The 16,049-nt window shown below is 45.0% G+C and carries 9 protein-coding genes and 2 pseudogenes; 10 read left to right on the plus strand and 1 reads right to left on the minus strand.

Going from position 1 to position 16,049, the window contains the following annotated elements; all coding sequences use genetic code 11:
• Window positions 1-37 precede the first annotated feature (37 nt).
• The 8 genes and pseudogenes from H6F73_RS18740 to rbsK all read left to right on the plus strand — a co-directional run bounded on the left by H6F73_RS18740 (window position 38) and on the right by rbsK (window position 11,069).
• A pseudogene (locus H6F73_RS18740) lies at window positions 38-862 on the plus strand (IS5 family transposase).
• Window positions 863-1,726: 864 nt separating this feature from the next.
• The gene (locus H6F73_RS18745) at window positions 1,727-2,839 is read left to right on the plus strand and encodes a sigma-70 family RNA polymerase sigma factor (protein WP_190760289.1); all 1,113 of its coding nucleotides are present in this window, start codon (window positions 1,727-1,729) and stop codon (window positions 2,837-2,839) included.
• An 89-nt stretch (window positions 2,840-2,928) separates the two neighbouring features.
• Window positions 2,929-4,218, plus strand: a complete 1,290-nt coding sequence (locus H6F73_RS18750) for a VCBS repeat-containing protein (protein ID WP_190760290.1) — start codon at window positions 2,929-2,931, stop codon at window positions 4,216-4,218.
• Window positions 4,219-4,291: 73 nt separating this feature from the next.
• Complete coding sequence (locus H6F73_RS18755; protein ID WP_190760291.1) at window positions 4,292-5,005, plus strand: hypothetical protein; 714 nt, start codon at window positions 4,292-4,294, stop codon at window positions 5,003-5,005.
• Between the two features lie 152 nt (window positions 5,006-5,157).
• A complete protein-coding gene (locus tag H6F73_RS18760) occupies window positions 5,158-8,337 on the plus strand; it encodes a TIM-barrel domain-containing protein (protein ID WP_190760292.1) in 3,180 nt (1,059 codons plus the stop codon).
• Between the two features lie 187 nt (window positions 8,338-8,524).
• Window positions 8,525-8,806: a hypothetical protein gene (locus H6F73_RS18765; RefSeq protein WP_190760293.1), complete on the plus strand. Its 282-nt coding sequence runs from the start codon at window positions 8,525-8,527 to the stop codon at window positions 8,804-8,806.
• 33 nt (window positions 8,807-8,839) lie between these two features.
• Window positions 8,840-9,664, plus strand: a pseudogene (locus H6F73_RS18770) (IS5 family transposase).
• A gap of 472 nt (window positions 9,665-10,136) precedes the next feature.
• Window positions 10,137-11,069 carry a ribokinase gene (gene rbsK, locus H6F73_RS18775; RefSeq protein WP_190760294.1) on the plus strand — a complete coding sequence of 311 codons (933 nt, stop codon included), beginning with the start codon at window positions 10,137-10,139 and terminating at the stop codon, window positions 11,067-11,069.
• A 2-nt stretch (window positions 11,070-11,071) separates the two neighbouring features.
• Here rbsK and H6F73_RS18780 read toward each other — a convergent pair whose 3' ends face one another.
• On the minus strand, window positions 11,072-11,755 hold the full coding sequence (locus H6F73_RS18780) for a ComF family protein (RefSeq protein WP_190760295.1): 684 nt from the start codon (window positions 11,753-11,755) through the stop codon (window positions 11,072-11,074).
• Between the two features lie 812 nt (window positions 11,756-12,567).
• On the opposite strand from H6F73_RS18780, the gene H6F73_RS18785 reads away from it, so the two are divergent.
• Both H6F73_RS18785 and H6F73_RS18790 read left to right on the plus strand, forming a co-directional pair.
• Window positions 12,568-13,494 carry an exosortase-dependent surface protein XDP2 gene (locus H6F73_RS18785; protein ID WP_190760296.1) on the plus strand — a complete coding sequence of 309 codons (927 nt, stop codon included), beginning with the start codon at window positions 12,568-12,570 and terminating at the stop codon, window positions 13,492-13,494.
• A 145-nt stretch (window positions 13,495-13,639) separates the two neighbouring features.
• Window positions 13,640-16,048, plus strand: coding sequence for a putative PEP-binding protein (locus H6F73_RS18790; RefSeq protein ID WP_190760297.1), 2,409 nt, complete (start codon window positions 13,640-13,642; stop codon window positions 16,046-16,048).
• Window position 16,049: the final 1 nt, after the last annotated feature.

Below are 16,049 nucleotides of genomic sequence, written 5' to 3' on the forward strand. Positions count from 1 at the left end.
TTGAGTCAAGCTGAAGTCAGCGTTCAGCCTCACAAAGATGTCTCGTAAAACCTATCCGGGCAACTTAACTGACATTGAGTGGAAGTTTATCGAACCCTTGCTGCCAGAGAAACCGGTCATTGGTCATCCCAGACAAGTCGATTTAAGAGAAATTCTTAACGCCATTTTTTATCTTCAGCGAGAAGGCATTCCTTGGCGAGGATTGCCGGGTGATTTCCCGCCTTGGCAAACGGTCTATAACTACTTACGCTATTGGCAAAGACTCGGTGTTTGGCAACAAATTCATGACCAATTGAGAACACAAGTTCGGCAAGCTGTCGGGAAAACAGCGCCAGCCAGTGCCTCTGTTCTCGATTCCCAATCCGTCAAAACGCCGGAAAAAAGGGGGAACTCTGCGGTTATGTTCGCCTTTGGCGAGGCGAAGCCTTAGCAGCTAAAAAGGTCAAAGGACGCAAGCGGGTTGCCCTTGTCGATAGACTCGCACTCTTAATCGGGGTCGTTGTCTTGGAAGCGGGTTGTGCTGAGCGATTAGCAGGAGCAAGCGTTGTTCTCGAAGCCTGTGAGTTCGGCACACAAGACTTCAGTGTCATCTGGGTAGATCAGGGATTTAGTGGAGCGAATTTTGCCCGAGTGGTGAAACAATTAACAGGGGCGTCGGTTGAAGTGAAACGCCCGTCAAAGCGCTGGATTTGAGATTTTACCCAAGCGTTGGATTGTTGAACGAACCTTTGCTTGCTGGAATTACTATCGACGTTTAAGTAAAGACTATGAAGTGTTACCAGAGATGAGTCAAGCCATGATTCATGGAGCAATGATTCATTTGATGTTACGTCATTTAGGAAAATCACTTCAGCCAACTTAACAATTGTTTAGAAACATGCTCTAAGACAGGGGTGATTTTGTACGTGGGCAAAACCATTGCTCGTAACCAGCGCCAGCGAGGTCGTCACGCTGCGAAAAATTACGCACGGCGTTATAAGGTTTCTAGTTGCTCTCAAGCAAAATCGTAACCGAATCGAATGTTGTCTTTCTCAATGCCGTCGAGTACAACTTGGAGTCCACCCATACGAATCATCCACTCAAAACGATAGTTGCGGTACTCGCGTTTAAGTAGAGCCTGCTCCGCGAAAGCACGTTTATAAACCTTTACAAACAGTTGAAATTCCCTCTCGTTCTATCTGGAGCCTTTGTCTAGCCTTGGTTTAAAGCGTCGTAATACTCAGCCCTAAAAGAAAATTTTAGTATTGCCAGCGTATTGCTATTGACATTCCCCTATGGGTAGAGGTTAGACTCATTGCGAACATTACAAGCATGATAATTCGACTTTCATCTCACACCCCATACTCAAACACATTTCATATTAAGGAGTAACAGTTATTGAGTTGGTCAAAAGTCGATAAACCCGACATGGCCTGGTTTATCGACTTTTCCCAAGTAAGCTGAACTCATGTGCATCCTACAAGCTTTTGGTTCACCTTCCTTATGCCTGGGAGGTGGAAGCGTGAGAACACAGGCTTTTTGCGGTAAGTGTGGGGGAGCATCCCATAAAAAACAGATTCCCATTGTAGGACAGGTCATACACTCTGTTTAGTTGATGGTACTCATTCGATATTGTCTGCTTGGGTAGAGTTTCTGCAGGAATTGGGATGCAACTGGGATTCGAGAAGGGACAGTTTTTCAATAGTTTTATTTGGCCTCAATTGTGTTGACTACCAGTGATTGATTTATGTCAGATTTTCAAACACTTAGTGCATCAAGCCGGCGGGGAAGTTCAGAAGAATTAGGGAAAGGGTTTTGGCAGCAATGGCAGCAGTATGGAGATTATCTTTACCGTTGCTGCATTAAGTGGATGGGGGGGAACCCGACTGATGCTGAAGATGCCCTGAGTCGGGCGATGCTTAAAGCTTGGGAAAAGGTGCAAAAGTACGCAGCGGGGGAAATTTCTAATTTAAAGGCATGGCTGACGACGCTGACTCGCAATCTGTGCGTGGACATTTATCGTGAACGCAGTCGGGGGGCGAATCGAGTTGAGGATATAGAAGGTTACGCTTTTAGTGAGGAGCAAGGACTGGTACGGAGTGAGGCTACGCCTTATTGTGCAATGGAAACTGGCGAAAAAAGGATTGTGATTCGTCGTGCCATTGATAATTTACCAATAAGGTTGCGCGAGACGTTTATCATGCACTTTTATAAGGAATTGTCTTATCCAGAAATAGCCCAACGGCAAGAGATTTCCTACCAGAATGTCTGCAAGCGCATCTCCCAGGCGCGGGAAATTCTGCGAGAGCAGTTGAGGGGATATTTTATCGGAGAGGAAGGGACTAATACGGAATTATCGGTTCCAACGACTGGGGAAATAGCCAAGGTTTATGCGGGAGTTGAACCGATCACAGGCGAGACGGTGACGTTATCTGTTGCGGTGGGGGAAGTAGAGAGTGCTGTGGGAGAGGAATCGATTGACGTAGCGCGATTAGGCTTCGCCTGCTGCCCTTGGCAATCGGTGCAGCACAGAAAGTCGGTGAGAGTTGCTGCAACAACTGAAGGGAAGTTAGAAGTCAAGAGTGATGGTTATCGGTGCGTTGAGGTAGCGCTGTGTGAATTGCCGCATACAGCTATTTTGGCTTTGGCACAATTTGATGAAGAACCTGGATGTTGGGGGAATTCTTGTCTGCCGGTGCAGAGGATGCAACAACAGCCTCTTGTGGGGAAAGGATGGGGAGAATTTTTGCGCTCATCCCGCTCTCCTCCTTTGTATCGTTTTCCTTATTTTCAGCCCTTTGTCAAAAATCTGTCGGGAATGAAGATAATGGTTCATTTATTTAGAGTTATTCGAGTTTAGATTGTGGATGAGAAAATTCACAATTAAGCATTAAAAACGTCTGTTTAAATAGATGCTTCAAAAACTAACCAGCCACAGAATAGAAGCCAATGTACGAATTTTCTCTCCCTAAATTTAGACGGCAGCTTGTTGAAGATCGTCGCTTAGACGGCTATTGGATAGAAGCATTCAACATTGATAGCGATTCTAAGCCGGATATCGTCGGATATGGACTCGGTCAAGGTGAAGTAAGTTGGTATCGAAACAATGATTGGAAAAAGACATTAATCGCCAGATATTTTGGTCCTGTTGGTATGCATCATGTAGATATCAACGGTGATGGTCGCAATGATATCGTCATTTGTTACCAATACGGTCAGACTATGGTAAATTGCGATCCCGAAGGAGGCAAAATTGAATGGCTTGAAAATCCAGGTAATTCCGAGCCGTATTGGAAAAATCATTATATTGGCAGAGCCACTTCAATGCACCGTCTGAAGGTAGGCTATTTTACCCAAAAAACAAAACTGCAAGTTCTTGCCCTACCGATTGTTGGGAAACCAAATGATGTTCACTCTATTACACCCATAGTGCTATTTACTCAGCCTGACGATCTTTATGGAGCAAAAGAGTGGAAAGAGGAAATTCTTAAAATATATGACAAGAACTACTACGAGACGCACAATAAAAAACCAAATCCCGAAAGTGATGCTGGTTTGCTCTACTTCCACGTCATTCATGGCGTATCTGTGAAGAAGTATAGAAACAAGTCAGGCTCGAATCTTGATTCTGCACTGATTGCTTCTGAAGAAGGGATTACATTGATCTATTTCAGTCCAGAAGATGGCGTATGGTATGGGAAAGCGATTGGCCAGGGTGAAATAACTCAAATAAATAAAACAGGTTTTAAAGGTAGTGGTGATGTAGACGCAGGTAAGGTAGGAGATGATGATTTTGCCTATATTGCCGCCGTCGAACCATTTCATGGCAATACAGTAGTTGTTTACTGCAAGGATAAGGAGAGTAATTCTTCTCTAACTAATTGCGGTTGGAAAAGAGTTGTATTAGATATTTATGGCGATCCTAATGCAATTGGAGAAGGGCCAGGACATTTTGTAGTTTGTGCAGATTTTGATCAAGATGGCGATGATGAGTTTCTGGTTGCTTTGAGAGGGCCAATGCCCTGGCAAGGCGTGTTTTACTACAAGGCTATCGATGTGAAAAATGGCGTGTTTGCTAAATGGCGTGTTTCTGAAGATTCGGCTGCTAGAATCGCTGTTGCAGATTTCGATGGTGATGGCAGATTAGATTTTGCCACTATCGGCTATTCGGTAGGTGGATATTATTGTGCAGAAAATCCATCCATTGTTGTTTACTACAACGACTTTGCCAAAAAGTAGAGGAGTTTGAAGCTGTGCGATCGCTTCAATTACATTTCCAACAATTAGTCATTTCAATTAACCTCAAAAACTGATGGAAGCCAACAAAGTCAAACGACTTAACTTTTCTGGTGCTTACATAGATGCGAAGTACGTGGAAAACGTCGAAAACTATCCCATCAAAAACCGTACTATCGTCATCAATCCTGAAGCTTCGGATGCCCACCTCAACGAAACTCCTGCCAGCGTTATTCCTGCTTTTTCATCCACTATTCTGAACGATACCATCATCCACAAAGCAGAATCCTTACTTTTGCTTGAGGTGGTTGAAACCAGGAACATTGGCAAGATCGTCTTTGATCCGAACTGGGATTTATTAGGTAATCTGATTGATGGTTTTCCCAAAGATGTACCACTGTGGCGTTCTCCCAAGGATGATGCGGGAATCGTAGAACTCGATCCGTATTTGATGACCAAACAATCGAGTACGCCCCAGCAAAAAGAAAGGTTTACTGTCAAGGTTAACTTATGGTTTGCTCCTTCTAATTCTGATTGTGCCATCCATAACCAGCATGACTTTATCGAGATTCATACCCAAATCTTTGGTCAGGGAAGAATGCAGAAATTTAAAGTTAAAGCATTTGACTCTCTCTACGAAGATATGTTAATGAGTCCGGGGTATACCACATCTGTCCCATTTTGTGAGGTACAGGAAAATCAAAAATATGTCTATCCTTGGCATCAATACTATGCCGATACAGACTGTATTTGGTTAGCGATCGAATATTACCCTACTAAAGCTAGCTAATCAGTGCTGAAAAATTGAGGCATTCGATTCTCGTCCTTATTTCCATCTCAATTTTTAGAGATAGCCCTTCTATTTCTTGATGTTGAGTGCGTAAATATATGCGTTTGTATTTTGTTGAAGTTGCTTTTTAAGACTTAATCCAGGAGATTCTGATGTCTGATTCCATTTCAATTTCCAACTCCCACTCCTACAGATTTGTCAAGGTTGAAGAATACTTTGCTGATTACAAAAAATGGCACAAACTCGAAAAGGCTGTTTCTGCATCATTCGATCAAGAGAACAAGACATTAATTATCGAGTTCGACAATATTGATGGAGAAGCGGGGAAACGCTGCTCTATGCTCCTCCAGTTCCTGCAAAAAGATATTTTCAGGGTTCGCTTTAATCCTTTAAAAACTGCAGATGATTACACTTCTAAAAACACCCGTTCTGTCGTTCAGGATACCTTTGAAGATTTAAGAACAATTTTGGAAAGTCAAGAACCCTTCTTCATAGAGAAAAACGAACTTGAATATGAAGATAGGATCGAGCTAGTCACAAAGTCTGAAGATGAAAATTATAAGGAGAATGGAATAATCTGGCTGGAAATGAAGGTAGTTATTACTTACAATCCCTTCAAAATTCAAGTCTTCAACTACACTAACAAGTATAATCCTGGCAAGCAAGAAGCCTTCAAAGTTTGGGAAACTGCAGAACCAGGAATTTACTACACTTTGAACGGTAACGAAAAAGAAGACTACGCTATCATTCAGGCGATTAAAAAGCCAGCAACGGCTAAATATATTGGATTTGGGGAACAAGGCGGAAAATCTCTGTGTAAAAATACGGCGCAAGTCAATTATTTCAACTTTGACAATATGCGCTATCGCCAAGTCTATAATGTCGGACCTTTGGATGGGCGAGAACCCCTTTATCACTCCGATCCCTTCTTCCTTGAATTTAACGGCGTTCCTGAAGAAGATAGCGTCTACGGCATTTATATTGACAATCCTGCTCAAGTTTTGGTTGATATCGGCTATGCAAACTCCAGTCGGTATATGGTCGGGACTCGCTTCGGCGATCTCGACTATTACTGCTTCCTGGGCTATACAGCGGCTGATATTGTGTCAGGCTTTACTTCACTTGTCGGTCGTTCTCGCCTGAAACCCCGCTACGCTTTGGGATACCACCAAGGATGCTACGGATATGAAGATCGGAAGGCGCTTGAATGGGTCGTTCAGAAGTATTGGGATTACGGCATACCACTCGATGGTCTTCATGTAGATGTGGACGTACAAAATAATTATCAAACCTTCACAATTGACACGCAAAAATTCCCCAATCCAAAAGAAATGTTTGCTAATTTAAGAGCAAAGGGGATTAAATGCAGTACGAATATCACACCTATCATTAGCAACAAAGCCCCGGATTACCAAACCTATAAAGAGGGATTGGAAAGCAATTATTTTGTTGTCGATAAGCGTCATAATGCCGAACAAACTGCGTCATGGTGGTATCAAGATTACACCGGCGGTCGCGAATATTTTAACCAACCCAACCGTCCGAACTACAACGACGGTAAACCTTATACCGGGGAAGTATTCTATGGCAATCCTCAAGGTTCCGATCTCGGTACACCAGGCCATTATCCTGATTTCGGACGCTCAGAGGTACGTCAATGGTGGGGCAAACAATATAAATATCTCTTTGAGATGGGTCTAGAATTTGTCTGGCAGGATATGACGACACCAGCGATTCGTTCCACACGAGGAGATATGCGGAGTTTTCCTTTCCGACTACTAGTAACTGATGACTTTATCTCCGACGAACCTCCCAAAGAGACACCATTTATTAAGATGTGGAATTTGTATTCCTACAACCTCCACAAAGCTACATATCACGGTCTAAACCACCTAGCTAATGATTTCCCAGAGACACTTGGGGATCGAGCAAATAAACGTAACTTTATTGTCGGACGTGGTAGTTTCACAGGGATGCACCGTTTTGCGGCACTCTGGACGGGCGACAACAGTTCGAGTTGGGACTTCCTGAAGATGAATGTATCGCAAGTGATCTCTTTGGGGATGTGTGGTATGTCTATTTGCGGTCAGGACATTGGGGGGTTTGAAGCTGAGGATGACTCCCAACATTGGGCAGGGCCAGAACTGATTATGCGCTGGACGGCGGTAGGTGCTTTCCTCCCCTGGTTCCGCAACCACTACATGCGGAAAGGACGGAAAGAATTCCAAGAACCATTTATGTATATGGAGTGGTTTAACGGCAATCCACCAGAACCACAAGCTCAATACCGGATGGTACTTCCAGTTTGCAAATACTACATCGAATTGCGATATCGTCTGCTTCAGTTGTTCTACGATGCGATGTTTGAAAATTGCATCAATGGGAAACCTATCTGTCGCCCGATGTTCCTCAACGACCCAAGTGATAAGTCACTCTACAATGACAAAATTTCCTTTTTAGATGATCAGTTCTTTGTGGGTCGAGATTTGCTGGTAGCTCCTATCCTTGATGAGGAGAACCAGTGCCGTGGTAAACGGGATATTTACCTTCCCGCAGGTAGTGATTGGTATTGCTTTAAAAATAACCGACAACCACTGGATGGTGCAGTGGAAGGTGGTACTACGATTCGTGATTTCGATGCTCGTCTGAGTGCTGATCCCAACCACGTTAACTTTATTGTGCCGATCTATGTGCGTGCAGGAGCAATTATTCCTACCATTGAGGTCGAACAGTATGTGGGACAACGCAAGGCCGAAGGATTGCCTAACCCCATTACCATTAACATCTATCCCGGCGAGTCCACAAATGTTGCCGACGACGAGGTGGGTAAAAAACTCTCTGTCCAAGCAAGTTACAAGATGTACTTAGATGATGGGGTTAGTCGTTCTTCCGCACCATCAAGAGAAGAATTGCCCGGAAGTGACGAGATGGGTAAGGGAGAATATCGCGAAGTAAAGATCCACCATAGTGGCTACCCCAACCCCAATTTCGATTGGAAAACACGCATAATTAACATCAATCGCGGGCATGACAATTACTCACCGTCCGATAAGGAAGAAGAGAAATATTTCTTCGTTGCCGTATTGCACGATCCCTCTGAACTGCCCAAGCGCGACCCCATATCCAATCAACGGAGTTCATCTCCCTTAAAAAGCGTCAGCATAGACGAACAAGAAATTTTCTTAATTACAGGTGACAATCCTGAAAAACGGGCTGAGCAACTTAGCAAGTCTAAAAAGAATGCTTGGTATTACAACGAGGACATTGATATTAGTTTCATCAAGGTGTTCGATGACAGTGAAGCGATCAGGATAAGGGCAGAATATTTCTAACCGCTTGGCCATCGTAATTTGGCGTTGCTAAACCAAAGTGTGAATTTAGATGTAGAGCTTCCAGCCGGAAAATCTCTAAAAAAGTTTTGAGATAAAAACCTTTTTCATACATAAAATCAGCAACGCCCATACTTTCGAGTTTGATTTCCTTGTCTTAAAAAAATGCTAAGAATTTCAAAAGGAAACAATGATGAACGCTACAGAGATAGCAGCTATCACCACTAACCCAAGTGGCAAAGCTGTCGCTAAATTTTTATCTTTTCTTGAGATAAAAGAGGTGGATAAATTATTGGCAACATGGGCGGAAGATGCTGTTTTTAAATGGCCTTTCTCACATAAAGGAATTCCCGGTTTAAAGTATTCTAAGTTTAAAGGTCGGCAGCGAATCTATGAACTTTTCAAAAAGGTAGCAATTGATAGCCTGTTTCTAAAGAAATGTAAAAGTGAGCAACCAAAGCCAAACTTTTGAGTCAAGCTGAAGTCAGCGTTTAGCCTCACAAAGATGTCTCGTAAAACCTATCCGGGCAACTTAACTGACATTGATTGGAAGTTTATCGAACCCTTGCTGCCAGAGAAACCGGTCATTGGTCATCCTAGACAAGTCGATTTAAGAGAAATTCTTAACGCCATTTTTTATCTTCAGCGAGAAGGCATTCCTTGGCGAGGATTGCCGGGTGATTTCCCGCCTTGGCAAACGGTCTATAACTACTTACGCTATTGGCAAAGACTCGGTGTTTGGCAACAAATTCATGACCAATTGAGAACACAAGTTCGGCAAGCTGTCGGGAAAACAGCGCCAGCCAGTGCCTCTGTTCTCGATTCCCAATCCGTCAAAACGCCGGAAAAAAGGGGGAACTCTGCGGTTATGTTCGCCTTTGGCGAGGCGAAGCCTTAGCAGCTAAAAAGGTCAAAGGACGCAAGCGGGTTGCCCTTGTCGATAGACTCGCACTCTTAATCGGGGTCGTTGTCTTGGAAGCGGGTTGTGCTGAGCGATTAGCAGGAGCAAGCGTTGTTCTCGAAGCCTGTGAGTTCGGCACACAAGACTTCAGTGTCATCTGGGTAGATCAGGGATTTAGTGGAGCGAATTTTGCCCGAGTGGTGAAACAATTAACAGGGGCGTCGGTTGAAGTGAAACGCCCGTCAAAGCGCTGGATTTGAGATTTTACCCAAGCGTTGGATTGTTGAACGAACCTTTGCTTGCTGGAATTACTATCGACGTTTAAGTAAAGACTATGAAGTGTTACCAGAGATGAGTCAAGCCATGATTCATGGAGCAATGATTCATTTGATGTTACGTCATTTAAGAAAATCACTTCAGCCAACTTAACAATTGTTTAGAAACATGCTCTGAGATACGCAACCTACTGATAAAATCTTTAAAACAACAACAGCACCCAAGCTATACTCGCTGAGGAATTTCCTGTTTTAATCCTTTAACTTAGAGTTGCACTGACTTAAAAAGTTCAGTTTGCATAGCTCTCCAGTTAGTAATATAGGAAATATCAGCCCTCTAGTTGGATGCTGCTGTTTTTAGGGAATGAGACAGATGTTAGATGAAACAGCGTTTTTTACCTCTTCAATTAAATGGACTTCGCTGTGGTATCTGTCGGGGAAGCTCGGTTGCTTCTTTTATTACTTTATCAAAATCCCCTTGGGGATCAAGAGAAATACACTAAAGTTTACGTTTTTCAAGTAGCGACTCTTGAAATGCAAAATTAAATAAAAAAGATAACGAGAGATTGGGAATTCACAAGATCAACTCTTGATTAAAGGCAATAAAATGGTATAATTAAAAGGCCATGAGCGTGATTGTATTCGGTAGTATTAACCTTGACCTTGTCGCCAAAACACCCCGGCTGCCAATAGCTGGGGAAACCTTAGCCGGCCACCACTTCTTAACTGCCGGCGGTGGCAAGGGCGCAAATCAAGCCGTCGCAGCAGCCCGTCTGGGAGTGCCGGCTCAAATGGTGGGGCGTGTCGGCGGTGACAGCTTTGGCGAAGAACTCCTCGCGAGTCTGCAAGCTGCTGGTGTGGACACTGCCGGCGTATTAATAGATTCGGACGCTCATTCTGGGGTGGCCATGATTGCGGTAGACGATGCCGGCGAAAATAGCATCATCATCGTTGCCGGTGCCAACGGGCGCGTCAAAACTTCAGATGTCGGGCGCTTGATCAAACTCTTGCCGGCTGCAAAAGTCTTACTGTTGCAATTAGAAATTCCCCTCACCACTGTCCTACTGGCAGCAGCAGCCGGCCAAAATGCAGGCATTCCCGTCATTCTTGACCCCGCACCGGCACGCCCAGACATTCCTGCCGGTCTTTATCCGCTCGTTGACATTATCACCCCCAACGAAATTGAAGCAGCCCAGCTGGTTGGGTTTCCCGTAAATGATCCTGAAACGGCTGCCAAAGCGGCTGAGCAGTTGCGCTCAAGGGGTGCCGGCACTGCAATTGTGAAATTGGGTGATCAAGGAGTATTCTGCGCCTCTGCTGCTGAAAGCTTCTTTGTCCCCGCTTTTCCCGTCGAAGCTGTTGACACCGTCGCTGCCGGTGATGCCTTCAATGGCGCACTCGCTGCCGCCCTTGCCACCGGCTTATCGCTTCATCAAGCCGTCATCTGGGGTGCGGCAGCCGGTGCCCTTTGTGCCTCCAAAGCCGGTGCCCAACCTTCAATGCCCAACCGGCAAACCTTTGACGAATTTCTTAAAGAACGAACCCATTTTAAAATTTAGTTCTAAATCTCCCGATCCCCCTGCTGCGGTGCCGCAAGTGCCACAATCCCACACACGGGAATTTTTGCGGAACGCAGGGTTTGAGCGGCTGCGCGAACTGTTGAGCCGGTTGTGTAAATGTCATCTAACAATAAAACCGAACCTTGTGGATGCCGGTGGCGAAATGCTTTTCCCAAATTAAAGGCACCGGCAACGTTTTGCTCCCGTTCAGAAGCAGACAGCCCAAATTGAGCCTCTGTCTGCCGAACTCGCTCTAAGCCTTGCGGTTGCGCCGGCAAATTTGTCACTTCACAAAAACTTTTTGCCAGTAACTCTGCCTGATTAAAACCTCGTTCCTTTAGCTTTTGCGGGTACATAGGGATAGGCACCACTGTCAGCCGGCTGCCGGTAGATAGGGGTGATTTTAGCCAAGCTTCACCCATCCAGTGACCGAGGGGTTTGGCTAATTGAGGATGATTTTCATATTTCATCGCCGCAATTGCGCGTTTCAGGGCACCTCCGTAAATTCCCCAGACAAACACCGGCTCGTCTGCTGAACGCTGGCTGACTTTAGTTAATTGGCAGCGTTGCAGTTGCCGGTGGCAATACTGACAGAGTAAATCCTGAGCTGGACGCTGGCATAGGGGACAACTTGACTTGAGAAATAAATCGAGGAAGCCTTTAAATCCGTCTGTCAATTTCCTCATCTTGTGTGACCCGAAATCAGCTTCAGTTCTTGAGTGTGCGATTATTGGCGTTTGGCTGCAACATCCTTTAACCGCATCATAGCGATTTTACCTAGCCCATTCCCAGGCCGGCTGTGGCGCACGATCCAATGTTGTGGAAGATTTTCATAATTCTCTGGCTCAAAATTCCCTGTTTGTATAATAAATTACTTAAGTTTAACCTTTATATAACATGACATTTGTCAGAAAATTTTATCTCACTTGCCCCGTACTCGCTCTCACTTCTAAGGTGAAATGCTCCCGGTGGTTGCTTTGGCAGCAACTACGAGGCTTTTTATAATTTCCTTGCCTTGCCATCTTGTTAGTAAAGGTGAGAAAAATCTGTAAAAATTCTGTAACTCATTGACATCTTTAAGGTATCTTTATAAAATTTCAGACAACTTTATGATATATGAAAACTACCAAAAACTTCTGTTTTGAGGGGTTAGAGCCAAACTTCAGGCATTTATGAGGTTTTTCAGAGGATTTATACAGGTATTTTAAAGAATCCGTAAAGATCCGGTAAAAATACTGGATTGTGGTTAGCATAACTTACTATAATAGGCAACAGAAAACACCGCAGATTTGCCATAAACGGTGAATTCGGTTGCAAGAGCGCGAGTCAATGAGAGTCGGGTAAGCTTCCATTAAACGCAAATTTGCGGATTTATAAGTAAAACTGCTGGATTTTAGCTCAAAAATATGATTGTCAAGAAGGCAAACTTGAGATGGTAAATATACGGAAAGCCGGCCCATAACATTTTTGATAGATAATCAGGGGGAAGGAAATTATTATGAATCTTAGACCGACTTGTATCGGGTTTGGCTTAATTGTCGGTGGCGTCTTAGCCTTCTCTACGACACCAGCTCGTGCAGCCAGTTTATTTTCTTTTGGTACAGATTTTTCTTATCCCGGCACTGGGACTGTAAACTCGTGCACTTCAATGACTCAGTGCGATATTGCACTTGAGAAAATTACTGCGGGAAATGAGTCTTGGCAGCTTGATGATTTGTTTCGGGTTACAGAAACGGCCCTATTATCCAACACTGAGGGATTAATCGCTTCAGACGGAACAGGCAGTGCGGGTGGAATTAGCCTTGATAGAGGTGACTTTGCAACGGGTGTGACGCGCGAGTCTCTGCCGGCGGAGAGTGACGTGAGCCGGCGCGGACAGTTCAATACGTCGAGGGTAGAACGAATGATCGTGGAAACCTTGGGCAATCACACACAATCTGTTTTTAACCTGAACGATATTATTGATACCGAGGATGATGGCGTGGAAGGCACCTCAGATGAGGGAAGCGTTTTCACGATGGATTTGCTGTTCAATCAAGGCACTTCATTTAACTCCGTCTTCCTGTGGGAACGGGGGATGAACAGCGACATAGAAATTCAACCAATTTATGAAGTTGTTGATAACCAAACAGCAACGGTTGGCGATGCCGTGAAAATATCGGGAAATCAGTGGGATGATGCCGGTTACTCGATTGACACCACAGAAATCAATCTGGCTCAAAACGTGGGTTCTAAAGGAATTCACTTTGAATCCACCATCAAGGGTGTTCGGGTAATTGGTAAAAAGCAGTTCGATGGAGCGGATTTTAAGATAGTTGCCGGAACTAAAACTGCGATTCCAGAACCCCGCACACTCGTCGGCATCGCAACTGTTACGGGGTTATTCGCGGTGTCTCGCCGGCGCAGAGTCTCCACCAATAGCTAGCTCAAAATGTTCATTGAATTGAAGCGAGCGCGAGTTCAGGATTCGTGGCCAATTCTTTTCTTTAGGGAAAAGTATTTACTCCTGCGAAAAAACTAGCCCATGCAAAATAAGATTAATAGTATTTAGCTCGGCTACAACCGTTAACGTGGAAAATCTCTACTGGCTCGGCCAGATTCAACCCCCAGAGCGCAAGTTGGTAGGGGAAAAAGCATTTTACCTGAATCAGCTAGTGCTGCTGGGCTATCCCATTGTGCCTGGATTTGTCGTGTCTGCTACGGCATTGCAAGAGTTTTGGCACACTTATGACTGGTTAGAGCCACTATTTGCGGAACTGCCCCATTCTTCCCTGCATTTGAATGTGGATGAGTCGCACCAACTCAGTGCACTCGCCCAGCGCATCCGCCATGAAATTATAACGGCACAGTTGCCACCGGCACTGTTTGAAGCTTTAGAGCCGGCAGGCAAGCTATTGCAGGCACCCGTGCTGATTTTTCGTCCTTCCGTAACCTTACCCTCATCGCCGGCAGATGCCAGTAGCCTCAAGATTTCTGGACTGCTGGAAAGCCATGTGTGCCGGTGCGAGCCAGAGCAAATGGCCATCGCCTTAAAAAGAACGTGGGCAGAATTATTTAGGGCCAGAAGTTTATTTTACTGGCACCGGCTCGGCATTGAGTTGCAACACATTAGCTTAGGGGTTTTAGTGCAACCGCTATGGCCGGCAATTGTCTCAGGGGAAGTGCAAGCCAACTCAGGGGCTATCGAAATTCAAGCCACTTGGGGGCTGGGCAAGTCTATTAAATTAGGAGAAGTTGTCCCAGATTCCTATCAGTTAAACCCCCATACAGGCGCACTGCAAATTCAGCGACTGGGAAGCAAAACAATCGCCTATGACCTCATTGATCCGTCTGATCCGACTGAAGATGTCTTATCTTCCCATGCGAGTGATTGCCTCAAACTTTATATGCTCAGCACTGAACAGCAAAACCAGTATGCTTTGCAGCCCCCTTATCTAAAACAATTAATCGAGTTAATCCAGAAAGTATCGGTTGAGTTGGGTTCTGCTTGTGTTTTAGAGTGGACACTTGGCAAAGCAAAAGACGGTTCCCAACCGCAACTTTATCTCACCCAAGCTTATCCCGATGGAAGAGATGAAGACACACAGAAGACAAGTCGGCTAGAAGGCGATAATTTACCTGTTAACTTGCCACCAACTAATTTTTCTAATACTAAGATTAAAGGCGTGCCGGCATCCGCAGGACAAGCAACCGCGCCGGCTCAAGTTATTGCTAGCCTCAATGAAAACACCGAGGCAATGCCCCCCGGACGAATTTTAATTGCCTCCGTCATCTTGCCAGACTGGCTTCCTTTGCTCAAGCAAGCTGCCGGTGTAGTTGCAGAACAAGGGGGAATGACCAGCCACGGGGCAATTCTGGCGCGAGAACTGGGCATTCCAGCGGTTGTCGGGGCTGCCGGTGTCACCCAATTAATTCAAACCGGCGAGTTGGTGTTTATTGATGGGGATAAGGGCGAAATCTATCGCCTCAGCGAACAGCACAATCAAGAATTCGGACTCAACAATCAAGAATTAAGAATGAACAGTCAACCATCTCATTCTCTATGCTCCAGTCTCCATTCTTCATTCTCAACTCCTTTAGCAACCCAATTATTCGTTAATTTAAGTCAACCCAGTTCTATTGAACAACTGGCAGGCTTGCCGATAGATGGCGTGGGTTTAGTGCGTTCAGAACTCATGCTGATTGAAGTGTTGGAAAATCAGCATCCTCGTCAATGGTTACAAAAAGGAGCGACTGAGGAATTCGTTGAAAAAATTACCGCCCAGCTAAGCCAGTTTGCCAGAGCTTTTTCGCCACGACCAGTATTTTATCGTTCTCTCGATCTACGCTCTGATGAATTGCAATCGTTGGTGGGTGCGGATGCCGGCGAAGAAGTTAATCCCACCTTGGGCGTTCACGGCACCTTTAGTTATGTTTTAGATCCAAGCTTATTTGATTTAGAACTTCAAGCATTAGCTAAACTACACCGTGCCGGCCACACAAATATAAACTTAATCTTGCCTTTCGTGCGTAGTGTTGAAGAATTTACCTTTTGCCGGCAGCGAGTAGACGGGGCCGGTTTAACTCAGCAAAAATCATTCCAACTCTGGCTAATGGCGGAAGTGCCTTCCGTACTGTTTTTATTGCCTGATTATGTAAAAGCCGGCCTTCAAGGAATTTCTATCGGGACAAATGACTTGACTCAATTGCTGTTAGCAGCCGACCGACAAAATCCGCAAATGGCAGCAGCTTTTGACGAGCATCATCCTGCGGTAATGCGAGCAGTTCAGCATTTAATTGGGCTAGCCAAACAAGCCGGTATTCCTTGCTCTTTCTGCGGTGGTGCGCCGGCACGATATCCTGATCTCATTGATCAATTGGTTCAGTGGGGGATTCGCTCGATTTCTGTCGAGCCAAAAGCTATTGAAAGTACCTACACCGCCCTCGCCCGTGCGGAACACCGCCTGCTTTTAGACGCAGCCCGTCATCAACTCCAATAAA

This window comes from Microcoleus sp. FACHB-68, from assembly GCF_014695715.1.
In the GTDB taxonomy this organism is placed as follows: domain Bacteria; phylum Cyanobacteriota; class Cyanobacteriia; order Cyanobacteriales; family Oscillatoriaceae; genus FACHB-68.